Source organism: Deinococcus metalli (assembly GCF_014201805.1).
In the GTDB taxonomy this organism is placed as follows: domain Bacteria; phylum Deinococcota; class Deinococci; order Deinococcales; family Deinococcaceae; genus Deinococcus; species Deinococcus metalli.
The window spans coordinates 191826-216519 of the sequence record NZ_JACHFK010000002.1; the positions used below are offsets into that span (position 1 = coordinate 191826).

Consider the following 24694-nt stretch of genomic DNA (forward strand, 5'->3'; position numbering starts at 1 on the left):
GGCCATCCAGGGTCAGGACCACGTCGGGAGGGCCAGCACTGCCCGTTCCGGATCCTGCCCGGCCCTCCGGGCGGCGACGGCTGTGTCCAGGATTTCCCGGTACTGTCGCTTGAAGCGCTCGGTGGAAAACCGTTCCGCGTGCCTCCGAATTGCTGCTGCACTGAAGTGCGTACTGGAGCGTTCGAAGTCTAGAACAGCGGCGGCGAGATCCTCGACGGTCTGATTCTGGAAATGCAGGCCGGTGACGCCGTGTACGACGGTCTCCAGGCTGCCGCCACGGCCGTATGCAATGACAGGTGCACCAGCCGCCTGCGCCTCCACGGAGACGATCCCAAAGTCCTCATCTGCCGCGAAGACGAAGGCGCGGCACCTATTCATGTGATCTGCCACAACTTCATCCGGCTGTCGACCCAGGAAGGTGACGGAGGTGCCGGCCAGAGCCCTGACTTTCTCGAAGTCCGGGCCGCTGCCGATCACGACCAGTGGCTTATCCAGCTGTGAGAATGTTCTGACGATCAGATCGAGCTTCTTGTAGGGCACAAATCGGCTCATGGTGAGGTAGAAGTTTTCCCTAGGGAGGCTGGGGTCGAACCGCTTGACCTCGACCGGTGGGTACAGCACGCGGGCTGGCCTGCGATACGTGCGCCAGATACGCCTTGCCACGTATTCGCTGTTTGCGACGTACACATCGACGCGGTTGGCCGTGCCGAGATCCCACAGGCGGAGGTAATGGAGGGCCAATTTTGCCAGGGCGGCCTTGGCCCCGGCAGTCAGGTTGGCTTCCCGCAGGTACTGCTGATAGAGATCCCAGGCATACCGGACGGGCGAATGTACGTAGCTCAGGTGCAGCTGCTCGCCGCTGACAAGCACACCTTTGGCGACCGCGTAGCTGCTGGAGACGATGACATCGAAAGCCGTGAGGTCGAACTGCTCGACGGCAAAGGGCATGAGAGGCAAGTACGCGCGGTACTTCTGCCGGCCCATTGGGAGCTTCTGGATCAGTGAGGCCCGCACGTCGGCGTGTTCCAGGGGCGTGCCGATGAAGTCGCGGGGCTCATGAACCATGGTATAGACCGGCGTGCCTGGCAGCACGTCGAGCATCTGCTCGAGCACCTTCTCGGCGCCGGCGTAGCCGCCGGCCAGCCAGTCGTGGACATAGGCGGTCTTCATCGGGCGGCCTCCTGCTCGAGGATCGACTGGGTGGCCTGGGCAGTGGCGTGCCAGGAGAAGCGGCCCGCGTGCGCGTGACCGGCCGCCCCGAGTGAGCGTCGCGCGGCTTCGTCGTGGATCAGATGCCGCATCGCCTGCGTCCAGGCCTGGGGGTCATGGGGGTCGAGCAGCAGGCCTGCCTCCCCCACCACCTCGGGAAGGCTGGTGGCGTTCGACACGATGACCGGCGTACCGCACGCCATGGCCTCCAGTGGGGGCAGGCCGAAGCCCTCGTACACGCTGGGGAAGGCGAAGAAGGTCGCCCCGGAATACAGGGCAGGCAGGTCGGCATCAGCCACCCGGCCGATCAGCCGGCATCCGGGGGGGGGCGTGCCAAAGCCACTCCCGGCGAATGCGTGGCCCGCGCTGCCGGCCACGACCAAACACAGGTCGTCTGGCCGATCAATCCAGCCCGACCACGCGCGGAACAGCGTGGCCAGATTCTTGCGCGGCTCAATCGAGCCCACCACCAGCGCGTAGCGGCCGTCAATGGCGTGACGCTGCTTGACGGCCTGGACTGCCGCAGGATCGGCGGGCCGGAAGGCGGGTTCGATGCCGAGCGGGATCGCCGTCACCCGGTCGGGCGCCGCGTCAGTCAGTGCCAGGATACGGTCGCGCGAGTGGTTCGACACGGTGATGACGTGCTGCGCGGAGGCGATCAGGCGGGGCAGCATCCAGCGGTACCACGCGGCGAAACGGCCGGCGAACCACTCGGGATGGTCGAGGGTCGCGACATCGTGCACGGTCACCACCTGCCGACGCAGGCGCACTGGGCCGGAATTGGCCGGGGAGAAGAGCAGGCGGCCCCTCAGCTGGGTGGGCAGGATCACCTGTTCCCACAGCTGGGCCTCGGCGAGCCCGGCGGCGGGCCGACTGGACAGGGTTTTGACCGGCCCAGGCAGGGCACGCAGCAGGTTGGACACGTAGCGCTGCACCCCGGCATGCCGGCTCGCGTTCAGACTGCGGGTGTTCACGACGAAGGGCAAGGGGCGATCCTCCAGGTAGGGGCTAAGGGGACAGGGCGGGGTGAGCCGCTCCAACATGGGTCTAGTATCCGCATCGAACCGCCGTGCTGCCGCAAGCGGGCCGGACGGAACACAGTTAAACTTGATGGTGAACTCCAGCGGTAGATGGAAGAGATTCAGAACCTGTGGCATGCACAGGTGGATCACGGTGCCCAGCCAGAATAAGGGCAAAATAAATCCAGAACCAGACGTCGTTGAGGTCTGGAATGGCGATAACCTTTGCTACGAGATAGGTCAGAAAAGGCCAGAGTATAATCTTGTTCTTCGTTATCATGGCGTTTGTGACAACTGATGACGCTAAGAGAAATGCAGGAAACAAGCCCAAATTGCTCAAAATATACGTTGCGAAGCTGCTCGGCCTGTTCGATCCGAGGCCAACCCCGACGCCAAACGTCTTATAAATCAGGCCCACAGCATATTCGTTTGAGGCATTCCTATTGACATAGGACAGGCTCCCAATTTTACCAAATGTAAGTACGTGCAATATATTTGAAATATTGATCAAAAACAAAAATAGACCGACCATGACTAGGATGGGCAGCAGAGTGTTGAGGCCCATGGCCCTCTGCTTAACGACAGTGATGAATAAATTCACACAGAAAGATAGCGTAAGTAATATGATGACGATGACACCCGTAGAGGATGTCGTGATGAGAGTGGCAAAGAGAGCTAATATAATATTGACCACGCCCCTGTGTGTTTGGAAATAGAGTCCGATAAAGAGGGCCAGCATGGATGAAAAATAGGCTGATGCGGTCGACGCCTCCAGAAAGCTGCCGTTGATCCTGGGTATACCGTAAAAAAGCTGGGTTGAGAGGTAGCCATAGGCCGGGTTGTTAGCTATATAGTCACTTGGGAAATAAAAGGCAGAGACCTTTGCAATAAGCTGCCATAAAGCAATGATAAGGGCAACATAGAAAATATTTCTCAGTACATTTAAAAATTCACCCACGTTCATATAAATATATACAACGACCGAAAAATTCAGTACCAGATAGGCCGCCTGCCCAATTTGACTGAAGGACTGCACGAGCGGCGTCTGCACATTGACCTGATCATCGATACCAAGGCGTGGGCTGTAGACGCCTAGACCTTCGAACAGAATCGGCAGAATAAATGCCCCCACCACCGTAATAAATGAAAAAATCGTTAGATGGATCCACTGCCGATTGACAATAGTGTCCAGCGCTCTATTCAACCTCATCAGCACCAGAAAAAATATAAATACCGCGTAGGCATAGTAAGGGGAAATACCGATAGCATTTCCACTCTGCCCGATTACTAAGACAGCCGACGCTGGAAATATGGCGAACAGGCATAAAAAATAAAACGCCGCTCTACGTCTGTAGAGCGTACAGCCAATTGCCACAGCCACCATCAACGACCAAATAATCTGGTAAGCCATTATTCGGATATGCCAAAGATGAATAGATGGCGACAGATTTGAAACCCTTTGCAGAACACGATGGTGGTCGGCACCGCTACAGACCCGTCCGGGGAAGACGTGAATCGATGGACCAGCTCCAAGTTACCACCTTCCAAGAAGGATTCTGGAAAAGTAAAGTCTAATGCTCTGAATTTGGCCTCTCTTTCTGTGGTGATCATGAGCCGAGGAGTTCTGTAATCTGGCTCACGAGAATGCGGGCGCCGGCAGACCAGTCGTGCTGGATGCGGCGAGCCACTGGGGCGGGGGCCGCAAGTTCCTCTTTGATCGCCTCGGTCAGAGCGGCAGCTTCCGGCGTCACATATCTCACGCCTTCACCGCCGGCCTCTCGCAGTTCTGGTAGATCACTGGCAACCACCCGTGTTCCGGCGGCCACAGCCTCCGCAACCGGGATGCCGAAGCCCTCGTATCGCGACGGGAAGACGAACAGGTCTGCCGTGGCGTACGCCAGGGGCAACAGAGCGTCATCGACGTACCCCAGGCGCACGACACCGCGAGTTGCGTTGTGCCTGATAAGTTCCTCAAGCGACCTGTTATTCCAGCCCGGCCCGCCGATGAGCGCCAGACGGTGGCCCTTCAGCACCCCGCTGGCCTGCAACTCCAGAAAAGCGTCGACGACCAGATGCAGATTTTTTCGCGGCTCCTGACTTGCCACGCTCAGAACGTAGGGTGAGGCGAGACCCAGGAAATTGGCAACCGCCGCCGGGTCGGCTTGAGCGCGCAGGAAACGCTCATCGACCCCTGGAGACGCGACCTGCGACGGCACGCCGTAGCGCTCGTTAAGCCGTTTGGCCGTGCCGTGCGAGACAGACACCACCCGGTCGGCCCGCCGGACGTCGGAGGCGAAAAAGAGCCTGTTGGCCCACAGATGCGTCGCCGACATGGTGTCGGGGGCATACACGTGGTTGAGGTCATGAACCGTCACCACGGTACGGACTGTCCGGGGCAGCGGCGGCAGGAAGGTTGCGGTGCCCCAGAAGACGTCCAGACGCTGTTGAGCACACAAAACGCCGCAACGCGTTTTGAGCCAGATAACCGGCTTCAGTGACCGGGCCCGGTGGGAGGGTTCAACCACGTTATGCCATCGCTCCGAGATGACCGGCATCTCGACCTCAACCGGGCTGAAGACGAAAAACTGGGCGTGTGGCAGCATCGTGTCGAACATTCGGCACATCTCGAAGATGTAGCGCCCAACGCCAGATCGCGAGCCCATCAATCCCCGTCCATCGATGCCAATGCGCGGGGCTCGACCCACGAAGCCAGTCATCTCGCCATCCGTTTTTTCAAATCCCGCGCCGCGATCAGCACCGCGTTCGGAGTCAACAGGATCGGGACGCTCGTCAGCCAGAAAGAAGAGTAGCTGGAATAATATTTCTTCATCAACATAAACGTATCTGTAATATATTTCAGATTTGCGCCTTTTTGAAGTTTAACGATGATGATTTGACTGTTTGAGTACTCTTTGAGTAACATTTTCATGACCTTATCTTTGACCACCGGATTGTTCCCGTAGACCTCCCCTACAACATCGCTGTAGTTTTTTAGATCCAAGTCCATTCTCTTGAGCATACCCTCTGTCGCTGCGGAGTCATTTCCAGTGCGGCAAGAGATTAATTTGTCGTCGAAATAATACCAATCTGGCCTGAGGAAAACCATTCGGGCTATAACGTGTAAGTGGATATATCCATTCAAGTGAGACTCGGCGTCAAATGATGCGAGAACCATGTTCCAGATTGATCGATTTACAATTTGACTCGACATAAATCCAAAGGCATTGCCTAATGTTGAGAAGCATGCGACTGGGTCTACAAAGTGCGTTGTACCGGCACAATAGACGATGCTGTTTCTGGATCTCTTGGTCTTGAGGTCTGACTCATAATACTGGACGCCGGTGCAGACGCCGGTGGGTTCCGAGGTCAGGAGGTGACGCAGCTTTTCTACCGCACCCTCTTCGAGGGCGTCATCATCGCCTAGCAACCAGCAATACTGTCCAGCCGCCATGCTGACGCACTGGAGGAGATTGCGGTCAAAACCCACGTTCTCACGCCATTTGAAATACCTGACGTTAAGGCCTCGCCGCGAGAAGGTTTCGACGACGAGGGCCGTATCGTCTCTCGACGCGTTGTCGCAGACAACCACCTCCACATCGGCCTGGGCCTGGGAGAGGACGCTCTCCAGCGCGGTCGCCAGGAGAGCGGCCCGGTTGTACGTCGGGATACAGATGGACAAGGTCGGGGCTAACGGAGGTTCAGTCACGGGGAGCCGCCCTCAGAACCCGGTGGGCACGCCACGCGGTGGCCGCCAGGATAGGCACCACCACCGCGATGGTGCCGTACAGCACGCCGATGACGCCGAAGCGCTGGCCGAGGGCTAGGCTCAACGGGACATGCACCAGCGCGCCGAGGCACACGGCGATGAGCTGGGTGCCGATGATCCCCAAGCCGTTGAGGAGCACCGAGCAACAGTTGACCAGCGCATACAGCATGGCCCACACGGCCAGGGCCACCATGAGCGGCACATCGGTCAACTCGCGTCCGGTCCAGAGCTTCAGCAGCGGGCCGTGCAGCAGGATTGCCAGGCCACCACCGCAGCCGAATAGCACGACCGTCACAGTCACTGAACGCTGAAATGAGCGGCGTATCCAGCGCCAGTCGCCGGTTACGGCCGCGTGGGTATAGGCTGACCACAAGGGCGTCAAGATAGTGAAATGCATCCCGATCAACAGCGCCGCAATCTTCTGCACGATGCTGAAGTCGCCGGCCGCGCCGATTCCGATCAGCCGCGCCGCAATCAGCGGGTCGGTGGTAAAAAGTGCCACGGCCCCGATGCCAAGTAGCCAGAACAGCGCGCTGGGCGCGGCAATCTCACGCACGACAGTCAGAATCGGCTTGAGGTGGAGGTAGGGCACCCGCCAGCCACGTAGGCGGAGGAATACAATCAGAGACACTAGGGCGGCGCCATCGAACAGCACGTAATAGGCGCCGATGAAGGTGGCAATGGGCAGCGCGCGCGCCAGCACCACTACACCTATAAGCAGCGCGGCGGACTGGAGCACATCAAGCAGGCCGCGCCGCGCCGCATCCTGGTATGCCAGGAATCCGGCCACATTCAGGCTCAGCGGCAAATTCAGTGCCAACAATACGATCACCGCTACCGACGCCGCCTGGGCTGGGCCGGCCAGCGCGGGGGCGTGGACTCCCAGAAACGTTGCCCAAGGCACCATCAGCGCCAAGCCGCCCAGTACCGACGCCAGAACCAGCGCAATGAAGGTCAGGAAGGCCAGCACCGAGAAGAAGAGTTGGGCCTCCGCCCCGTTGTCACGGGGCTGCTGAGCGACGGCCGCAGCCAGCCGGTTACGCAGCCCCTGCCCGAGCCCGAAGTCGAAACTACCAGCAAAGCCCACGAAGGTGCCGATGATGGACCACAGTCCGAACTCCTCGCGGCCCAGGGCACGCGTCAGGATTCCCACGGAAATCAGGCTCGCCAGCACTGAGAACACCCTGGCGCCGAGCATAGAGGTCGAACCCAGCAGCACGCCGCGGGTCCGCTGACGGGCCACTGTCATGAAGAAACAGGCGTCAGACGCCCCAGAAATGCTTCGACCTGTGCCTGCACGTCATCGGCCGTCAGCCGGTGCTCCTGCATCAGATAGCTGTACGAGCCGCAGAATTCGGAGAAGCGATCTTGAATCCCGATCCGGCAGACGTATGTCGGAGCGTGCGTGCTGACGATCTCGGCCACCGCAGCGCCCAGACCGCCGAGCACCGAATGCTCCTCAACCACCACCAGCACCTGGTGCGCACGGGCAACCGAGGCCACGGCGGCTTCCGATAGCGGCTTGATAGACGGTACGCTCCACACGGCGGCACCGGGAAAGTCATCCGCCACCTTCAGGGCCGTCTTGACCATCGAGCCCGTCGCCAGGAATGCCAGTGGCCCCTGCCCCGCCCGGAGGTTCAGCACTTCCCCCGCACGCAGCGTGAGCGGCCGGTCATGAACATCGCCCAGATCGGCCTTTCCCATTCGTAGATAGACCGGCCCGGCCGTCTCGTAGGCAAGGGTCATGCAGGCCTTCAGCTCGTAGGCGTCGGCAGGCGACAGGATCTGGATGGACGGCAGAGCTCGGAGCGCGGCGACGTCCTCGGTGCTCTGATGACTGGAGCCCAGCGCGCTGTAGACCACCCCCGCGCCGTCCCCAGCGAAGATCACGGGCAACTGCTCGTAGCAGACGTCGATTTTGATCTGCTCCAACACCCGAATGGGCACAAAGGCGCTCAGCCCGTACACGATAGGCCGCAGCCCCGCCTTCGCCAGTCCGGCAGCCACACCGACCATGTTCTGCTCGGCGATCCCGGCGTTGACGTACTGCTGCGCGCAGACCCGCCGGAATTCGTCGAACAGGGCGTACCCGTGATCGCCGGTGAGCAGCACGACGTTCGGGTCGGCCTGGGCAAGGCGGATCAGGCTCTGCGAGAACGCGGTTCTCATGACTGGATGTCCTCTTCGGGTTCTGCTGGCGCACGCGCTCCAGGCGCAGACTCCAGCTGGATGGGCAGTTCGCCGAGCGCCTGCGCCAGAGTGGTGGCATCAAGCCGGGTGTAATGCCACTGATTGTTGTGCTCCATGAACGACAGCCCCTTTCCCTTGACCGTATGCGCGACCAGGGCCTTGGGACGCCCATCTTGGTCTCGCAGAGTGCCCAGTGCGGCGTCCAGGGCCAGCTCGTCGTGCCCGTCCACGTCCCGAGTGTCGTAGCCGAAGGCGCGCAGCTTCGCGGCCAGATCACCCATATCGAGCACCTCGGCCGTAGAACCCATCGCCTGGAACCCGTTTGCGTCCACGATCAGGACCAAGTTGTCCAGCCGCTGGTGAGCGGCGAACATCAGGGCCTCCCAGATGCTGCCCTCGTTCATCTCACCGTCGCCAACCACGGCGTAGCACCGCTGGCCGGTGTCCTGGCGCTTGGCCGCCAGCGCCAGCCCCACGCCAACCGAGAGGCCGTGGCCCAGCGAGCCGGAGGTGACTTCCAGCCCCGGCACATGCGCGTCGGATAGCCCCTTGAGGCGGGTGCCATCGGCGAAATAACGGTCTAGATCCTCATCGCCCAACCACCCCAGGGCATACATGCAAGCATACTGCGCCATGACCCCGTGCCCTTTGCTGAGTACCAGATAGTCGCGCCCTGGTGCCTGGGGCAGCGGGTTGTGCCGCAGCCAGCCCCGGTACAGCACGGCCAGGATTTCCACGATAGAGAAGGCACAGGCGATATGCACCGTCGAGCCCGCGTGCGCCATCCTGAGCACGCTTCGCCTCAACAGGGTGGCGTCCAGGGGGGCCGTGATTTCGGCAGGTGGCGTCATGACATGCTCCTAAAAAAGGGAATGCGGCCCGGCCTGCCCCGCTGCGGAGTGCTGCGCACGGTGCCAGGCCAGCGTCTGGACCAGGCCAGCTTCCAGGGTCGTGGTCGGTGCCCAGCCAGTGGCGCCACTCAGCCTCGAGATGTCAGCCTCAAGCCGCATGATCTGGTTGCTGGCGTAGGGCCGCGCCCCCAGGCCCAGCGGCAGCTCTGGTCCGATCAGATCGCGGATGGCAGTCACCACCGAGGCCACGGTTCGGCTGGTGCCCGACGCTAGGTTGAAGATCCCTTGCGCCCGCTGGGATTGCGCTACACGGACGAGGGCACGGGCGGCGTCGTCCACGTACAGATAGTCCCAGAGCTGTTCGCCCGCTGTCAACTCGGGCACGCGGCCAGCCAGGTACTCATCGATCACGAAGGGAATCAGGTGCCGGGGATCGTCGAACGGACCGTAGGTGGCCAGCAGCCGCAGCCAGACGAACCGCAGCCCGAGCGAGGACGCCAGACGCGCTCCCACCAAACCGACCGACGCCTTCACCGCTCCGTACAGCGTGATCGGTTCAAGGAGAAGTTCCTCGGTCAGCACCCCACCTGGGAGCCCGTACTCTGCCTGCGAGCCCAGCCCCACGAACGTTCTGGCCCCCGCCGACGCGCTCGCTTCCAGCAGCTCCAAGCTGCCCGTTAGGTTCTGGTGAACCTGGCGCGGATCGTCGTGCAGGCCGTTACCGACGCCAAACCACGCCAGATGTACCACCACATCCGGCGCGAAGGCGTGGAGCGCGGGCGCGAATGCCGCCACGTCGTGCAGATCGCCGCCGATCACGGTGAGCTCCGGCCACTCCGGCAGACTCGCTCCGCGCTCACGGTCTGGCCGCACCAGCACAGCTGTCGTGCATCCGGCCTCCACGAATGCACGAACTGCCGCGCGGCCCAGATGTCCCGTCGCGCCCGTCACGAAAACCCGCATCCCAGGCAGATCTTCCATCAGGGGCTGACCGGGGCGCACACCTCGCCTACTGTCCGCGCGATGAAGTCGAGTTGCTCGCGGCCCAGCCCTGGATAGATGCCCACCCAGAAGGTGCCGTTCATGACCCGGTCGGTCTGAACCGTGTCGCCCACCACGCGGTAGTTCACATGCTTGTAAGCGGGCTGACGGATCAGGTTGCCGCCGAACAGCAGGCGGGTTCCGATCTTCCTGCTCTCGAGGTGCTGCACCAGATTATTGCGGGTGAAGGTCGCGCCCTCACGCACCGTGATCGGGAAACCGAACCAGCTCGGCTCGCTGTTGGGAGTGGCTTCGGGCAGGATCAGTACGTCCTCGTACGGGCGCAGTTGCTCCAGCAGGTAAGCGAAGTTCTCGCGGCGGCGCGCGATGAAGCCTTCTAACTTATCCAACTGCGCCACGCCCACCGCGGCCTGCATGTCGGTCAGCTTGAGGTTGTAACCGATATGCGAATAGGTGTATTTGTGGTCGTAGCCCTCAGGCAGGTCGCCCAGCTGCCAGCCGAAGCGCTTGCCGCAGGTGTTGTCCACGCCAGGCTCGCACCAGCAGTCGCGGCCCCAGTCGCGGAAGCTTTCGACCAGCTTCTTCAAGCGGGGGCTGTTGGTGAGGACCGCGCCGCCCTCGCCCATGGTGATGTGGTGCGCTGGGTAAAAGCTCACCGTCGCCAGGTCGCCGAAGGTGCCGACCTTCTGGCCGCGGTAGGTCGCGCCCAGCGCGTCGCAGGTGTCCTCGACGACCCACAGGTTGTACTTCCTAGCCACCGCCATCACGGCGTCCAGGTTGAAAGGATTGCCCAGCGTGTGCGCCACCATGATGGCCCGCGTGCGCGGCGAGATGGCCGCCTCCAGGTGGGTCACGTCAATGTTGTACGTGGGGATGTGAGCGTCCAGAAACACTGGGACCAGGCCATTCTGAATGATGGGGTTCACGGTGGTCGGGAAACCCTCGGCGGCGGTGATGACTTCGTCGCCGGGCTTGAGCTGACGGTCGCCCAGATCCGGGGAGGTCAGGGCGCTCAGGGCCACCAGATTGGCGCTGGAGCCGGAATTGACCAGCAGGGCGTGGCGCACGCCGAACCATCGGGCGAACTCCTTCTCGAACTGCCGGGCGTAGCGGCCGGTGGTCAGCCAGAAGTCCAGCGAGGCGTCCACCAGATGCTCGACCTCATCGGCGTCGAAGACCTTGCCGCTGACCGGCACAGCCGACTCGCCGGGTGCGAACGCACGTTCGGGCCACTGGGCCGCGTGGTAAACCCGCGTCAGCTCTAGAATCTGTCGGCGCAGTTCCTCGGCGGTCTGGGGGAGGGCTGGAGTGTTCAGGGTATCGGTCATGTACTGGCTCCCAGAAAGTCTTCATACCACGCGACGGTGCGTTTCAGACCGTCGTCGAACTCACGCTGAGGACGCCAGCCCAGCACCCGCTCGGCCTTGCGGCTGTCCAGATACTGATCCTGGATCTCGGCACGGGCCCGATTCTGGATCACGGGTATGAGATGTTCCCTGTGCATGATCCGCTGCAGTGCCGCGGTGACGTCCAGCACGCTGCGGGGTTTGTCCGGTCCGAAGTTGAAGACCTCACCGCGCACGCCCTCGCGCTCGGCGGCCTCCGCCATCAGCAGGTAAGCATCCACAGCGTCTTCCACGTACACGTAGTCACGGGTCAGGGTGCCGTCGCTTCGGATCAATGGGGCTTGACCCGCCAGCAGGCTGCGGATGGTGCCGGGGATGATGCGGCTCCAGTTGAGGTCGCCGCCGCCGTAGATGTTGCCGCAGCGGGCCACCACCACGGGCAGGTCGTAGGTGTGGCTGTAGGTCTGCGCCAGCAGATCCGTGCAGGACTTGGACACGTCGTAGGGGTGCTGGCCGCCCACCGGCATGGCCTCGGTGTAGGGCAATACCGCGCTGTCACCGTACGCCTTGTCGCTGGAGGCCACCAGCACGCGCTGCACCAGGGAGCGGTGAACCCGGCAGGCTTCGAACAGGTTGTAGCTGCCCCGGATGTTGGCCTCAAAGGTCGGCAGGGGACTGCGCAGCGCGGTGCCCACGATGGTCTGGGCACCCAGATGGAAGACCGTGTCAATCTCGTGCTCGTTGATGGCCCGCTCCAGCGTGGCGTAGTCCTCTAGAGCGCCGTTCACCACGCTCACGCGAGAGAGGGTGCCGCTACGCATCAGCTCGCTCTGAGGATCCTGATCGCGGATCAGAACCACGGTGTACACGCCCAGATCCACCAGGCGGCGGGTCAGCCAGGAGCCGACCAGACCGGTGGCTCCAGTGACCAGCACCCGCTTGCTGGTCCAGAAGGCGGGGTTTAGGGCGCTCACCAGACCCTCCAGGGGGCTTGGCCGGTCTGCCACAGGTCTTCCAGGAGGTGCTTCTCGCGCAGAGTGTCCATGGGCTGCCAGAACCCGTCGTGGCGGTAGCCCATCAACTGACCCGCCTCGCTCAGCGACTCCAGCGGCCCGCGTTCCCAGATCGTGTCGTCCCCAGCCACGGTATCCAGGGCCTCGCGCTGGAGGACAAAGAAGCCGCCGTTGATCCAACCCTCGCCGGTCTGCGGTTTCTCGCTGAACTCCGAAACCCGGTCGCCCTCGGTAAGCACGCCGCCGAAGCGCGAGGGGGGCCGCACCAGCGTCATGGTCGCCGTGCGCCCGTGGGCCTGGTGGAACTTCAACAGTTGCGCGATATCCACATCGGCCACACCGTCACCGTACGTCGCCATGAAGGTCTGATCCTCGCCCAGCCATGGACGGATGCGGCCCAGCCGGCCGCCGGTCATGGTGTTCACCCCGGTGTCCACCAGATGCACCTTCCAGTGCGGCTGCTTGCCGTGATGGATGGTTGTCGTGCCCGTAGCCAAATCTACAGAGATGTCATTGTTGATGGCGTAGAAGTTCAGGAAGTATTCCTTGATCACTTCGCCCCTGTAGCCGAGCGCAATGATGAACTCGTCAACTCCGTGGGCCGCATAGATATTCATGATGTGCCACAGGATCGGTTTGCCGCCAATCTCCACCATGGGTTTGGGCCGGATCGCCGTCTCCTCAGCCAGCCGGGTTCCCATTCCGCCGGCCAGGATGACCGCTTTCATCGGCCGTCCAGATAGGTCATGTCACCGTGCGTGTACTGCGAAATATTAGAATCCACTGATCTACTCCTCATTTTTTGCCATGACGGGAGGCGTATCTCCGCCATTACCCTGAGCCAATATGATCTGTTCTGTTTTCTCACCTTGTGCGCGAGCTTGTTGAGTGAATCTTCCCTGTATTGAAGCCGCCACGGAATCTCCAGCTCTGACAGGGCATGTCGATTGATAGCGAGCCTCTGAGCTTGAATGAGTCAGCCACTCGAGCCAATATAGCTTCCGAACGCTGATTGGCTGGTCGCTGGAGGTGGCGATGGCTGTGCAGGGACAGACCAGTCGGAGTGCCCAGACAGTTGACCGACCGTCACGTCGACTACGGCCGTGCGCTGCCGTCAGATCGGGAGGCCCAGAATGTGCCGCCGCCTGTGCGTAGTCAAGGCTGGCGCAGGGAGTCTCCACAACCCGGGAGAAGCACGCAGTCTCCTCAGAAAGGGGAGCCAAGCCGCACGCCCCCGCACTCAGTAGGCCCCATGGCCCCTGAGTACGACTCCGACGGTCCGCAGCAGGATCATCAGGTCCAGCCATGGCGTCCAGTTAGTAATGTAGAACTTATCCATGTCCATGCGCTCTTCAAAGGTGCTGGTGTTGCGGCCTGACACCTGCCAGTAGCCGGTAATGCCCGGCCGCACCTGCAAGACGAAACTGCTAAATGAGCCCAGTTTGTGCTGTTCCCTGACCAGATAGGGCCGCGGGCCGACCATGCTCATGTGGCCCAGCAAGATGTTGAAGATCTGAGGCAGCTCATCAAGGCTGTACTTCCGCAGAAAATAGCCCACTCGGGTGACTCGGGGGTCGCTCTTCAGTTTGTGGTAGGTCTCGTATTCGTCTCTCAACGCGGGATCGTCCGACAGCATCCCGTGGAGCCGCTCCTCCGCATCGAAATGCATGCTGCGGAACTTGTAACAGTTGAATACGCGGTGCTGCCTGCCGAGCCTCGGCGCAGCGAACAGAACCGGCCCCGGTGAGTCCAGACGGATCAGGAGAGCGATGAGTGCCAGCAGGGGCAGCAGCAGCAGCGACAGGCCGAGGCCCAGCAGGAAGTCCAGCACCCGTTTGAGCACCTGAGACTGGAGGCTTCTGAGGTTATTGCGGATCTCCAGCGAGGCGACCGTGCCGATGTTGTGGGCCTGGAGCGCCTGATTGGGCATTCCAAAGAGGTCGGGGATAATCCAGGTATACGGGAAGGACGCGTAGACGCTGTTGACCAGCCGCTGAGCAAGTTCGGCCCGCGCGCCTGGAATAGAGAGAAGGGCGTGTTCGGTCAGGGGTGTCTCCAGCGCCATGCTGATGGGACCCACGACCCGAACGCCGTTCACGACCGTACCGTGCAAATCGACATTGTCGTCGTAAGCCACGACAGGCTTGAGACCATAGGCCGGGTATGTTCTGAGGTGAGCGATCACCACCTCGGCCGTGCGGCCGGCGCCGATGATGCTGATCTCGCGGCCGAAGAAATTCATCGCGACCAGGTTGGCCCGCAGGTAGTACCGGAGGATCAGGGAGACCACCAGCACAATGGACCACTCCATGATGATTCCGGAAAAACTGGGGGAAAACCGCTGGGTAGCAAGAGCGGCGGCCAGCTGACCGGCGACCAGTTGCAGGGTGCCGATCACGTGCAGGCGCAGTTCGGTCTGCGGTGAGCGGCCATAGCCTGGGTACAGTCCCTGGTACGCTCGCCAGATAAGCCACAGGCCACCCCACACAGCCAGCGCCTGCAGGCCAGACCGGCTGATGGCCAGGCCGAACACCGCGCTGGTCATGAGCAGGGCGAGCGCAAGGGCCAGCACGTCGCCGGTCAGCAGAACCAGGCCCTGGGGCACGCTGGTGAGCCGGGGAGCACGCTCGGAGCGGCGCTGCATCGGGATGGGCGTGGGAGACAGGACGCCCATGGCTCAGAGGCCCTGCCGCATGGATCCAGCCGCCGCGCGCAGACCGGGGATCCAAGTTCCGGCGGGTGGCTTGGTCAAGACCAGACCCAGGACGTGCACACCCGCATTCTCGGCACGCCGCAACGCTTGCTGGACAAGTTTGAACCTGAACCGGCCTTCACGTACGGCGACGACCGCACCAGCCACATGCGCCCCCAGCATCAAGCTGTCAGCATCGGTCAGGAGGGCCGGCCCGCTGATCAGCACCAGGTCGTGGCCAGCGCCCCAGCGGGCGAACAGGTCGCCCAGTGCGGCGGCCTGCCGATGCCGGCCAAGACGGCCGGGCACGTCATCAGAATCGGATCCGGACGGCAGCAAATCCACGCCCGGCTGGAGTTCCAAGGCCTGCACATTCCCAGGATCGTCCAGCGCTTCCCACAGGATTCGGGCACCTCCGACGCCGCACAGTTGCCGCCAGGAGGCGGAAGCAAGCCGGCCTGCGGTCGGGGAGAGGGCTGCCGAGCGCGGCCCAGCTTCAATGATCAGCACGCGGAGGCCGGTGCTGGCCAGTTCGGCGGCCATGGACAGCGTGAGCTGATCGGCGCCCTCACTCTCGCGGCTGGAGGTGACAAGAATTGGGTGGCCTGCCCACCGGCCGAGCTGGGCCCCCAGGTTTACCCGCACGAACCCGATCCCCCCCTGCCCGCGCTGGTCGGCGGGGACAGTGCCCAGAACCGGCCAACCCAGGGCCAACAGAGTATCCTCGTCTCGCACGCTGCGGTCGGCGACCGTGCGCAGAGCGGCCAGCCCGGTGCCGAATACCAGACCCAGAACCCCGACGAGTAGGGCGTCGCGCAGCGGCCGGGGCGAGACAGGCTCCTGCGGCGGTGTGGGCGGCGCGACACGCTCAAGAAAGCCTCTGATCCCCAGGGCCTGGACACCGAGCTGAGTCTGGATCCGCCGCAAGCTGCCCTGCGAGGCCAGCAGCGCCTGCTGATCCGTCACCGATAGGTCAGCGCGGCCCAATTGACGGCTCACCTCGGCCAGCTGGGCCGTCACTCGGCGCTGGGTATCGAGAAGGCCTGCCGAGGCCCGCGCCAAGTCCCACTCGAGAAGCGCCTGAGCCGCCAGATCGTTAAGGATCACGGCCTCGCCCGGACTCCGGCCCTGGGCCGTGAGGAGGTAGATACCGTTGCCGCCGGGGTCGATCCGGCTTTCCAACTGGACGGTGCGGACGCGCTGCTGCTGGAACTCCCTCTGGAGGTGGGCCGTCAGCGCCGCCCGGCGGGTGGCCGGCAGGCCGGCCGCCCCCTGAACAAGCGCGATCAGCCGGCCCATCACGACTGGGCCCTGGAGGGCGTCTTGCAGCGCGCCGTCAGGCACCGGGAGGGCCGTCACGACCGTCTCACGGACTGTGGCGAGGGACACCACCGCCGTGGTGCTCAGGGAAGATGTAGCCTCATACACGGGCGGCTGGGCGCTGAACCACAGGAAGACTGCCAGGCCCAGGCCCAACGCGGTCAAGAGAATCCAGTGGCGCTGGCGCCGGAGCCCAGCCCACAACGCTGCGAATTCGATTTCGTCTCCAGGCTGGGTATTCAGCATGGCAGGGGTGGTCAGCGGCCGACCGGCAAGGTTCGGGGCCGTCTCAGTGGACGGAACACGGGTCAGACCGATCGCCCCAATCCGGAACTGTGTGAGGTGTCTCGACGGCTTATGGGGCACGTGACACGCGGCGCGTGCAAAACGCGCCAATCGGGTGGCGGAACAATCTTGGTCATGGTCAGGAATTCAGGCATAGGATTTCACTCAGCCAGCGGGTGAACGGTGCTCACGGCACAACGCCACGCGTCCAGGGCCCCGAAGTTCGGGAACGCCGCTGCAGCGGGCGGTACTGACAGCAAATCATAATTCTGACGCAGATGAGGAAAGGATGCCCAAATCCCAAGCGGCCGTCAGCTTCATGAGAAGGTCATAGGTCCCGATGGGGCGGCATTACGAGCGGAAAGCTGGGAATGAGACACTCAGCGGACATCGTGCTGGTCACGCAGGAACACGGCAGCTGTGAGGCGGGCCCGGGTCATCAACCTGTCATCTGATCCCGTGACCGTGCCGGGCCACAGGCCAGGGGGCACGGAGTCGCCCCCGTGCCCCCTGGCCAGCCGCGCTGGATATTACAGGTTGCCCTTGAGGGTGCTGGCGACCTTGAAGGCGACCTTCTTGCCGGCGGGAATCTGGATCTTCTCGCTGGTGCCGGGGCGCACGCCGGTGCGTGCGGCGGTGGCCTTGACGCTCAGGGTGCCCAGGCCGGGCAGGCCGACGCTCTGGCCGCCCTTCACGGCGCTGACGACGGCGTCCAGCATGGCGCTGACGGCTTCCTCGCTCTGCTTCTTGGTCAGGCCGGTCTTGTCGGCCACCAGTTCCACGAGCTGGGTCTTGGCCACCTTGGTGCTGGCAGCCTTGGTCGCGGTCTTCTTCGCGGCGGGCTTGGCAGCGGCTTTGGCGGCAGGCTTCTTGGCGGGGGCCTTCGATGACTTTTTGGTCATGGTGAGCAGCATGACATATCCAGCGCGGCTTGAACAGGGGGGAAGCCGATAAGAACGCCCTCCAGCACGGTCATCCCCGGACATCAAATCTGAAAACGCCATTCCAGACAATATTTTTACCATTCTGCCAAAACAGAGTGCGGGCACGTGGGGGCGTTCTACCGCTCCTGCGCGACGACGCGCTAGACTCGTCGCCACCACATCCACACCCGGACGGCACCCCGCGCGCCGTCCCCTCGGAGGCTTGACATGACTCCTGCTCTGCTCCATTCCGCCCACTACTGGCCCCCCCACAAGCCCAGGAGCCTGACGTTGCCGCGCACGGGCCTGATGCACAACCTGCAGGTCAGTGCCGAGCGGTATCCGGACAAGGTGGCCCTGTGGCATTACGGCCGGTCGCTCACCTACCGCGAGCTCCACGATCAGGCGACGCGCCTGGCCGGCCACCTCGCCGCGAAGGGCGTCGTGAAGGGCGACCGGGTGGCGCTGTGGATGCAGAATTCACCGGCATGGGTGCTCGGTGCCTTCGCGGCGTGGCAGCTCGGCGCGGTCGTGGTGCCGCTGGCACCTATGCTCCAGGCGCGGGAATTCGCGTTCTTCCTGCAAGACGCCGGTATCCGCGTGGGCATCGTGGGCGCCGAGGTATACGAGCGGGCCGTGCAGGCGGGGCTGGAGCACGCGGTCGTCGCGGACATCCTGCAAGGGACGGAGGCGACCGCCGGCATTCCCGTGCCCGAGGGCCTGAGTGCAGCGCCCGAACTGCGGCCTACCGACGTGACACTGGACGCAGCCCTGACGGCCGAGCCGGCTCCCGCGGCCGGAGTCACGGCCGACGACCTGTGCGTGATGCCGTACACGAGCGGCACCACCGGCCTGCCCAAGGGTTGCATGCACACGCACCGCTCCGTGCAGGCGAATGTCTTCGGCGCCGGGGCGTGGGTGGACGGAACGGTCGAGGACGTCTTCCTGGCGGCGCTGCCGTTCTTCCACGTCACCGGCTTCGTGAACTCGCTGCTGTCGGGCCTCACCGGCGGCGGGCGCATCGTGATCATGTCCCGCTGGGAACGGGACGTGGCCCGGACACTGATCCGCACCCAGGGCGTGACTCTGTGGACCACGACCCCGACCATGGTGATCGACCTAATGGCGTCTCCCCACTTCGATCCGGCCGACCTGGCGAGCGTGCGGAACATCACGGGGGGCGGCGCGAGCCTGCCGGAAGCCGTGGGACAGAAGCTCCTGGACTCCACCAGCATCCTCTACCTCGAGGGTTACGGGCTGTCGGAGACGATGGCGCAGTCGCACTCGAACCCGAAGGGCCGGCAGAAGTTGCAGTGCCTGGGCATTCCGCTGTTCAACGTGGACTCGCGCGTGATCGACCTCGACACCCTCGAGGAACTGCCGACTGGTCAGGTGGGCGAGATCGTGATCAGCGGGCCGCAGGTGATGCAGGGGTACTGGAACCGTCCCCTCGACTCTGCCGCCGCGTTCATCGAGATCGGCGGCCAGCGGTTCTTCCGCAGCGGCGATCTGGGCCGCATGGACGAGGAGGGCTACTTCTTCTTCTCGGACCGCCTCAAGCGGATGGTGAACGTATCGGGCATGAAGGTCTGGCCGGCAGAGGTCGAGAACCTGCTGCACGCGCACCCGGCGGTACAGGAGGCGTGCGTGATCAGCGTGCCGGACGAACGCACCGGCGAGCGCGCCCGGGCGCTGATCGTGCTCAAGCCGGGCCAGACTGCGGACCCTGCGGACATAGAGGCCTGGGCCCGGACCCAGATGGCCACGTACAAGGTCCCGCGCGAGTACGAGTTCGTGGACAGCCTGCCGCGCAGCCCCACCGGCAAGGTGGCGTGGCGCCCACTGCAGGAAGCGGCCCGGGCACGACTCAGCGGGACGGCAGCGTCCTGACTGGATGTGGCATAGGTCCTCGCAGGTGGGAAGAGTGAGGCCCAAAGGGACAGGCGCACCTCTTTCCTTCTGGCGTCTGCTCCTGACCCCCCGAACAGAAGATCGCTGCTCAGGCGGGGCCAGCGCTCGGGCGTACCGACACTCAGTGACGCGCCTGGTCATAATCGACCACCACGCCGAAATAGCCGGAGCCATCCGGCGCGACGGCCAGAGGCTTGACGATCATGGCGACGGTCAGGATTTCGCCCGGAACCACCACGCGGGCCAGCACGCGAAACGCGCGTGAAGCGCCGGGCAAACCGGGGAGCAGCGGACTGCCCATCAGTGCCATGATCTCGGGCAGGGCGTCCACGCTGAGCAGGTCCTTGCCCTCGCCCGGCACGATCACAGTGCCGAACGGAAAATACGTTGTCCGGTCGGTGCCGCCGTCGAACCAGCCCAGCGTCACGGACTCCAGCAGCACGTGGGCGGGGCCGAGATTCAGGAGCACCAGCCGGGACGCGGCCGACGGTTCCAGCTGAAGGTGCGTGTCGTCGTACAGCCGCAGCAGCGTGCACGGCCCGTATACGTTCATGACCTGGGCGATCAGCGGCTCGTCGAGGGGGCGCGGGGCGTCGACCATAGCTGAAGGTATCCCGCCGGCAGGTCTGGCGACAGCGCAGCGCCCGCACCGGCTTCACGTGGGGCCGGGCGAGCGCTGTCGTCGAGAGGAGTGCGGCGGCTCCCACGCTGTGCCGGGGCAGGTCTCCCCTGTTACTCCGGGGGTCGCGGGCTCATTTCAGCAGTTTCCACGTGCCGTTCACGACCTGGACCATGACCCGGCTCCGGGCGTCGAGGCCCAGGTGGTCGGTGGCCGACAGGTTGAAGATCCCGTGCGCGCCGATGACGTTGCGGGTGCCCTCGAGGGCGCTGCGCAGCGCGTCGCGGAACTCGGCCGTGCCCGGCTGGGCCTGCTTCAGCGCGACCGGCAGGGCCTTGCGCAGGAGCAGGCCGGCATCCCACAGGTGGGCGCCGAAGGTCGAGACGCTGCCCGCACCGTACTTGGACTCGTACAGGCCCACGTAGTTCAGCCCGACCTTCTTGTCAGGGTTGGTGTCCGGCAGCTGGTCCGCGACGAGCACCGGGCCGGCGGGCAGGATGGCGCCCTCCACATCTTTGCCGCCCACCCGCAGGAAGTCGGCGTTCGCCACGCCGTGCGTCTGGTAGATGGCGCCCGCGTAGCCCCGGTCCTTGAGGGTCTTCTGCGGCAGCACGGCCGGCACGCCCGACGCGCCGATCAGCACGGCGTCGGGGCGGGCGGCGACGACCTTGAGGATCTGCCCGGTCACGCTGGTGTCGCTGCGGCCGTAGCGTTCCTCGGCCACCACGCGGATGCCCCGGGCAGCCGCGTTCTTCTTCAACTCCGCCAGCCAGCCCTCGCCGTAGGCGTCGTTGAAGCCGATGTACCCGACGGTCTTGATCTTGTTCTGCTGCATGTGCTGCACGATCGCCGCGGCCATCAGCGCGTCGGTCTGGGGCGTCTTGAACACCCACGCGCGTTTGGCATCCACGGGTTTGATGATCGCCTCCGACGCCGCGAGGCTGATCATGGGCACCTTGGCCTCCGCGACCACATCGATCATGGCAAGGCTGGCAGGCGTGGTCGTGGTGCCGATGATCAGATCGACCTTGTTGTCCTGAATCAGTTTCCGTGCCGCCGTGACGGCCGCAGTGGTGTCGCTGGCATCGTCCAGAACCGTGTACGTGATGCGCTGCCCACCGATCGTCTGGGGCAGCAGCGCCACGGTGTTGCGCTCGGGAATCCCCAGGCTGGCGGCGGGACCGGTCGCCGACACGATCACCCCGATCTTCACCTCCGCCGTGGCGATAGAGCCGTAGGCAAGCAGGGCCGTCAGGACGAGATTTCTGTTCATGGAACCTCCGGGGTGAAGCGTGACTTGTGGATGACGGAATATTAGCAGAGCCGCCAGTTCGGTCTGGTCCACGCCGGACAGCTGGCAGGACACGCCTCCGACTGTCTGCTCGCGCGCTCGTCACGTGACGAGCACATGGGGAGCGCGCTCGGCAGGAAAACGGCGCAAGTTGTCCGTGCCTCGTTGAAGAACCGCCCGGGCAGGAACGCCCGCCCGATTCATCCAGCTGAAATCTTGCCCAGGACGCCGTGAGGGGGCGACGCATCCCTCACACTGCGGTGATGATCTACGCCTTCGTCAATCCCGATCCGCTGCTGACGACGCCGACGGATTCGGCCGTGACCGCCGATCTGGCGACCGGCCTCTCGACGCTGCTCGCGGCGGCGGACCTGATTCCCGTGACCGGCCGCGACGAGGAACAGGTGATCGAGGTCCCGTCCGCCTTCACGTCCTGGCAGATCCTGCTCCACGGAGCAGTCGTCATCACGCCCGACGGCGATCAGGACCCGGCGTGGCGCCGCCTGATCCGGCAGTCACAGGCCGCGCACGCCGACGCCCTGACGCTGGCCGCCCAGGCGATCGAGCACATCACCATGTTCTCGCACCTCGGGCTGGACGTGGAGGTCGTCAGCCGCGAGGGCTATCCGCTGCTGGTCCGGGCTGCCCACCCACACGCGCTCGGTCTGGCGCTCGACGCCGCGGCGACCGAATGGAAGGACTGGATCGACGGCGGCCCCTTCGCCGCGGACCTCCGGCTGCTGCGCGACCACGGCTCGCTGGTCGTGCTGCCGCGCGATATCAGCGCCGACAGCGCCGTGAACTACGTGATGGGGCAGCTTGAGGACGTGACCATGACGCTCGGCGTGGGCGCCACGGATGCCGACCGCGCGTTCCTGTCCCTGTGCGATCTGGCCGTCATCCCTGGTGCCCTGGCGTGGCTGGACCCCGCGGAGGCGCAGGACGCCCTGGACGAATAACGACGGGCGTGTCCCGGCGCAGGTCAGAGGTGGCACTCTGTGCGCTTCGGGTGGCAGGAAGGAGCTACGACGGCAGGCCCGCATCAGTCCAGCGGCCAACTCCGGACCACGCACCTGACTCTGCCACGCGACAGGAGGCAGCACCGACAGTTCACTGGTAGGCGGAGGCTCTCAGGACCCGTGAGCGTGCAGCGTCCTCCAAGCCGTGGCGCACGCCCTCGCCTGAAGACCGTCGCGGTCCGCGGGGCGCGTGCATCCTGCCGCCCACCACCCTGCACTCGCGACTGCGCCTGACCGGACGCGTGCATGAATCCTGCCCGACTGATCATTTTTGCTCATACGATCATAAACGCTTGACATTGCCGAGCGGACGTCTGCATACTGGCGATGTCGAAAACGAAACACGCACAGACGCGCAGGCGTCTGCTTCAGGAGGTCTGGATGCTGTTTGCCACGCGTCTCAATTCACTCAAGTCGAGGCCAGAGCTGTTCTTTGGTCCCGGCCCGGTCAGCACCGAGGACCTGCTCCGGCGGGCGGCCCGCATCCAGGGCCTAAATTCCCTGAGCCTGAACTTTCCCGAGCACTTCACGCCGGCGACGCTGCGCGCGACCCGCGAGACCATCGAGGCCCTGGGGCTCAGCGTCGATAGCCTCAACATCCGGTACCCGGCCGACACGTTCGGCGACGGCGGCTTCACGCACCCGAGCGCGGCCGTCCGGCAGCAGGCAATCGACCTGAGCTGCCAGGCGATGGACGCCTGCGCCGCCCTGGGCGGCAACCACGTGATCGTGTGGCCGGGCTTCGACGGCTTCGACTACGCCTTCCAGGACAGCTACGAGCGGATGTTCGCGCACACCGTGGAGGGCTTCGCGCAGCTGGCCGCGCACGATCCGGGTATGCGGGTCGGGCTGGAGTACAAGCCGTGGGAGCCGCGCAAGTATTCCCTGATCGGCAACATGGGCGAGGCCCTGCTGGTGGTGCAGGAGGTGGGCGCAGACAACCTCGGCGTCGTGCTCGACTACTGCCACGCGCAGATGGCCAACGAGCACGCCCCGAAGGCGGCCGCGCTGGCCCTGCGCCACCACAAGCTGTTCGGCGTGCACCTGAACGACGGCTACGGCCGGCAGGACGACGGCCTGATGGTCGGCACCGCCAGCCTGCTCACCACGCTGGAACTGCTGGTGCTGCTGGAACGCGGCGGGTACCCCGGCACCATCTACTTCGATACCTTCCCGGTCCGCGAGGACCCGGTGCGCGAATGCGAGTGGAACATCCGCGTCACGCAGCGCCTGCTCACCCTGGCCCGCGACATCGCCGCCGATTCCGCCATCGGCACAGGGCACGACGCGTTCAACGTCACGGCCGTCATCGAGAAGCTCCTCTTCCCCGAGCGCGTCCATGTCTGAAGCGGCCGTGCTGGTGGCGGGCAGCCTGCACGTCGACCGGATGGTGCAGGTCGAGCAGCTGCCCGTGCCGGGCGAGACGGTGATCGCCACGGGCCACTGGTCGCAGCTGGGAGGCAAGGCCGCCAACCAGGCGGTGGCGGCGGCCCAGCTCGTCCGCACCACGCTGGCCGCGTGCGTCGGCAACGACGCGGACGGGCAGCAGGCCCGGGAGGCCCTGATCCGCCTGGGCGTGCACACGGCGCTCCAGATCAGCGGATCGCTCGCCACGGGGTCCAGCGTGGCGCTGCTCGATCACGGCGGCGAGAACGTGGGCGTGGTGGTGCCGGGCGCCAACGCCGACCTGAAGGCCGAGGATGTGGCGCCGGCCCTGCGCGCGGATCCTCCGCGGCTGCTGGTCTGCCAGTGGGAGACGGCCGCGCCGACTCTGCACCGCCTGCTGGAAGACGCGCGGGCGGCGGGCATTCCGGTCCTGCTGAATGCCGCCCCGTGGCGCGCGGACCCCGCGTACCACGCGACGCTCGCCCTGGCGGATCATGTGGTCGTGAACGCTGTGGAGGCGCGGGCGTGGACCGGCTCAGACCCCTCGGCCCGCGCGGCCCACCTGCCGCTTGACCATCCCAGCGTCGTGGTGACCCTCGGTGCGGGCGGGGTTCTGCACTACCGGGACGGCGTGCTCACTACAGACCTGCCCGCCCCGGCCGTCCAGGCGCGCTCCACGCACGGTGCCGGCGACCACTTCGTCGGGGTGCTGGCCGGGCAGATCGCGCGCGGCACCACCGTGCCGGACGCCCTCGGGCACGCCGTGACGTCCGCCGCCGACTTCGTTCAACTGCTGCACAAACACGATTCCGTTTCGTGATCCACACGTCGTCCCGCTCCCCATTCCCG

Annotated in this window: 21 protein-coding genes; 4 read left to right on the forward strand and 17 right to left on the reverse strand. The window is 64.4% G+C overall.

Annotated elements, in window-relative coordinates; genetic code table 11:
• Nucleotides 1-12 precede the first annotated feature (12 nt).
• From HNQ07_RS06035 to HNQ07_RS06105, 15 genes are all read right to left on the reverse strand, one after another.
• Complete coding sequence (locus HNQ07_RS06035; RefSeq protein ID WP_184110036.1) at nt 13-1170, reverse strand: glycosyltransferase; 1158 nt, start codon at nt 1168-1170, stop codon at nt 13-15.
• Nucleotides 1167-2195 carry a glycosyltransferase family 4 protein gene (locus HNQ07_RS06040; protein WP_184110037.1) on the reverse strand — a complete coding sequence of 343 codons (1029 nt, stop codon included), beginning with the start codon at nt 2193-2195 and terminating at the stop codon, nt 1167-1169. The genes HNQ07_RS06035 and HNQ07_RS06040 overlap by 4 nt, the downstream gene beginning before the upstream one ends.
• A gap of 115 nt (nt 2196-2310) precedes the next feature.
• Nucleotides 2311-3639 carry a hypothetical protein gene (locus HNQ07_RS06045; RefSeq protein ID WP_184110038.1) on the reverse strand — a complete coding sequence of 443 codons (1329 nt, stop codon included), beginning with the start codon at nt 3637-3639 and terminating at the stop codon, nt 2311-2313.
• 196 nt (nt 3640-3835) lie between these two features.
• On the reverse strand, nt 3836-4945 hold the full coding sequence (locus tag HNQ07_RS06050; RefSeq protein WP_184110039.1) for a glycosyltransferase family 4 protein: 1110 nt from the start codon (nt 4943-4945) through the stop codon (nt 3836-3838).
• Nucleotides 4942-5934, reverse strand: a complete 993-nt coding sequence (locus HNQ07_RS06055; RefSeq protein ID WP_184110040.1) for a glycosyltransferase family 2 protein — start codon at nt 5932-5934, stop codon at nt 4942-4944. Before HNQ07_RS06055 ends, HNQ07_RS06050 begins: the two co-directional genes overlap by 4 nt.
• The gene (locus HNQ07_RS06060; RefSeq protein WP_184110041.1) at nt 5927-7213 is read right to left on the reverse strand and encodes a lipopolysaccharide biosynthesis protein; all 1287 of its coding nucleotides are present in this window, start codon (nt 7211-7213) and stop codon (nt 5927-5929) included. Before HNQ07_RS06060 ends, HNQ07_RS06055 begins: the two co-directional genes overlap by 8 nt.
• Nucleotides 7214-7239: 26 nt before the next feature.
• Nucleotides 7240-8166, reverse strand: coding sequence for a transketolase family protein (locus tag HNQ07_RS06065; RefSeq protein ID WP_184110042.1), 927 nt, complete (start codon nt 8164-8166; stop codon nt 7240-7242).
• A complete protein-coding gene (locus HNQ07_RS06070) occupies nt 8163-9038 on the reverse strand; it encodes a transketolase (protein WP_184110043.1) in 876 nt (291 codons plus the stop codon). Before HNQ07_RS06070 ends, HNQ07_RS06065 begins: the two co-directional genes overlap by 4 nt.
• A 9-nt stretch (nt 9039-9047) precedes the next feature.
• A complete protein-coding gene (locus tag HNQ07_RS06075; RefSeq protein WP_184110044.1) occupies nt 9048-10019 on the reverse strand; it encodes an NAD-dependent epimerase/dehydratase family protein in 972 nt (323 codons plus the stop codon).
• The gene (gene rfbH, locus HNQ07_RS06080; protein ID WP_184110045.1) at nt 10019-11368 is read right to left on the reverse strand and encodes a lipopolysaccharide biosynthesis protein RfbH; all 1350 of its coding nucleotides are present in this window, start codon (nt 11366-11368) and stop codon (nt 10019-10021) included. The genes HNQ07_RS06075 and rfbH overlap by 1 nt, the downstream gene beginning before the upstream one ends.
• Nucleotides 11365-12360 carry an NAD-dependent epimerase/dehydratase family protein gene (locus tag HNQ07_RS06085; protein ID WP_221274813.1) on the reverse strand — a complete coding sequence of 332 codons (996 nt, stop codon included), beginning with the start codon at nt 12358-12360 and terminating at the stop codon, nt 11365-11367. Before HNQ07_RS06085 ends, rfbH begins: the two co-directional genes overlap by 4 nt.
• Nucleotides 12357-13127 (reverse strand): glucose-1-phosphate cytidylyltransferase, encoded by a 771-nt coding sequence (rfbF, locus tag HNQ07_RS06090; RefSeq protein ID WP_184110046.1) that lies wholly within the window; start codon nt 13125-13127, stop codon nt 12357-12359. The genes HNQ07_RS06085 and rfbF overlap by 4 nt, the downstream gene beginning before the upstream one ends.
• Nucleotides 13128-13639: 512 nt before the next feature.
• On the reverse strand, nt 13640-15073 hold the full coding sequence (gene wbaP, locus HNQ07_RS06095; protein ID WP_184110047.1) for an undecaprenyl-phosphate galactose phosphotransferase WbaP: 1434 nt from the start codon (nt 15071-15073) through the stop codon (nt 13640-13642).
• A gap of 3 nt (nt 15074-15076) precedes the next feature.
• Complete coding sequence (locus HNQ07_RS06100; protein ID WP_184110048.1) at nt 15077-16657, reverse strand: succinoglycan biosynthesis protein exop; 1581 nt, start codon at nt 16655-16657, stop codon at nt 15077-15079.
• Nucleotides 16658-17226: 569 nt separating this feature from the next.
• Entirely contained in the window at nt 17227-17610 is a 384-nt protein-coding gene (locus tag HNQ07_RS06105) for an HU family DNA-binding protein (protein WP_184110049.1), read from the reverse strand.
• A 237-nt stretch (nt 17611-17847) separates the two neighbouring features.
• On the opposite strand from HNQ07_RS06105, the gene HNQ07_RS06110 reads away from it, so the two are divergent.
• Nucleotides 17848-19509: a long-chain-fatty-acid--CoA ligase gene (locus HNQ07_RS06110; RefSeq protein ID WP_184110050.1), complete on the forward strand. Its 1662-nt coding sequence runs from the start codon at nt 17848-17850 to the stop codon at nt 19507-19509.
• Nucleotides 19510-19651: 142 nt separating this feature from the next.
• Here HNQ07_RS06110 and HNQ07_RS06115 read toward each other — a convergent pair whose 3' ends face one another.
• Nucleotides 19652-20131, reverse strand: a complete 480-nt coding sequence (locus HNQ07_RS06115; protein WP_184110051.1) for a hypothetical protein — start codon at nt 20129-20131, stop codon at nt 19652-19654.
• Between the two features lie 151 nt (nt 20132-20282).
• On the reverse strand, nt 20283-21422 hold the full coding sequence (locus HNQ07_RS06120; RefSeq protein WP_184110052.1) for an ABC transporter substrate-binding protein: 1140 nt from the start codon (nt 21420-21422) through the stop codon (nt 20283-20285).
• Nucleotides 21423-21703: 281 nt separating this feature from the next.
• Between HNQ07_RS06120 and HNQ07_RS06125 the strand changes: the two genes are divergently transcribed.
• The 3 genes from HNQ07_RS06125 to HNQ07_RS06135 all read left to right on the forward strand — a co-directional run bounded on the left by HNQ07_RS06125 (nt 21704) and on the right by HNQ07_RS06135 (nt 24665).
• Nucleotides 21704-22399: an HAD family hydrolase gene (locus HNQ07_RS06125; RefSeq protein WP_184110053.1), complete on the forward strand. Its 696-nt coding sequence runs from the start codon at nt 21704-21706 to the stop codon at nt 22397-22399.
• Between the two features lie 441 nt (nt 22400-22840).
• The gene (locus tag HNQ07_RS06130; RefSeq protein ID WP_184110054.1) at nt 22841-23806 is read left to right on the forward strand and encodes a sugar phosphate isomerase/epimerase family protein; all 966 of its coding nucleotides are present in this window, start codon (nt 22841-22843) and stop codon (nt 23804-23806) included.
• Nucleotides 23799-24665: a PfkB family carbohydrate kinase gene (locus tag HNQ07_RS06135; RefSeq protein ID WP_184110055.1), complete on the forward strand. Its 867-nt coding sequence runs from the start codon at nt 23799-23801 to the stop codon at nt 24663-24665. The genes HNQ07_RS06130 and HNQ07_RS06135 overlap by 8 nt, the downstream gene beginning before the upstream one ends.
• Nucleotides 24666-24694: the final 29 nt, after the last annotated feature.

What these genes read in the sequence shown, in the direction of transcription:
- HNQ07_RS06130 (WP_184110054.1), top strand. Translation starts at nt 22,841, where the DNA reads ATGCTGTTTGCCACGCGTCTCAATTCACTCAAGTCGAGGCCAGAGCTG.
- HNQ07_RS06120 (WP_184110052.1), bottom strand. Translation starts at nt 21,422, where the DNA reads ATGAACAGAAATCTCGTCCTGACGGCCCTGCTTGCCTACGGCTCTATC.
- HNQ07_RS06035 (WP_184110036.1), bottom strand. Translation starts at nt 1,170, where the DNA reads ATGAAGACCGCCTATGTCCACGACTGGCTGGCCGGCGGCTACGCCGGC.
- HNQ07_RS06075 (WP_184110044.1), bottom strand. Translation starts at nt 10,019, where the DNA reads ATGGAAGATCTGCCTGGGATGCGGGTTTTCGTGACGGGCGCGACGGGA.
- HNQ07_RS06100 (WP_184110048.1), bottom strand. Translation starts at nt 16,657, where the DNA reads ATGCTGAATACCCAGCCTGGAGACGAAATCGAATTCGCAGCGTTGTGG.
- wbaP (WP_184110047.1), bottom strand. Translation starts at nt 15,073, where the DNA reads ATGGGCGTCCTGTCTCCCACGCCCATCCCGATGCAGCGCCGCTCCGAG.
- HNQ07_RS06070 (WP_184110043.1), bottom strand. Translation starts at nt 9,038, where the DNA reads ATGACGCCACCTGCCGAAATCACGGCCCCCCTGGACGCCACCCTGTTG.
- rfbH (WP_184110045.1), bottom strand. Translation starts at nt 11,368, where the DNA reads ATGACCGATACCCTGAACACTCCAGCCCTCCCCCAGACCGCCGAGGAA.
- HNQ07_RS06045 (WP_184110038.1), bottom strand. Translation starts at nt 3,639, where the DNA reads ATGGCTTACCAGATTATTTGGTCGTTGATGGTGGCTGTGGCAATTGGC.
- HNQ07_RS06125 (WP_184110053.1), top strand. Translation starts at nt 21,704, where the DNA reads ATGATCTACGCCTTCGTCAATCCCGATCCGCTGCTGACGACGCCGACG.
- HNQ07_RS06065 (WP_184110042.1), bottom strand. Translation starts at nt 8,166, where the DNA reads ATGAGAACCGCGTTCTCGCAGAGCCTGATCCGCCTTGCCCAGGCCGAC.
- rfbF (WP_184110046.1), bottom strand. Translation starts at nt 13,127, where the DNA reads ATGAAAGCGGTCATCCTGGCCGGCGGAATGGGAACCCGGCTGGCTGAG.
- HNQ07_RS06105 (WP_184110049.1), bottom strand. Translation starts at nt 17,610, where the DNA reads ATGCTGCTCACCATGACCAAAAAGTCATCGAAGGCCCCCGCCAAGAAG.
- HNQ07_RS06110 (WP_184110050.1), top strand. Translation starts at nt 17,848, where the DNA reads ATGACTCCTGCTCTGCTCCATTCCGCCCACTACTGGCCCCCCCACAAG.
- HNQ07_RS06050 (WP_184110039.1), bottom strand. Translation starts at nt 4,945, where the DNA reads ATGACTGGCTTCGTGGGTCGAGCCCCGCGCATTGGCATCGATGGACGG.
- HNQ07_RS06115 (WP_184110051.1), bottom strand. Translation starts at nt 20,131, where the DNA reads ATGGTCGACGCCCCGCGCCCCCTCGACGAGCCGCTGATCGCCCAGGTC.
- HNQ07_RS06135 (WP_184110055.1), top strand. Translation starts at nt 23,799, where the DNA reads ATGTCTGAAGCGGCCGTGCTGGTGGCGGGCAGCCTGCACGTCGACCGG.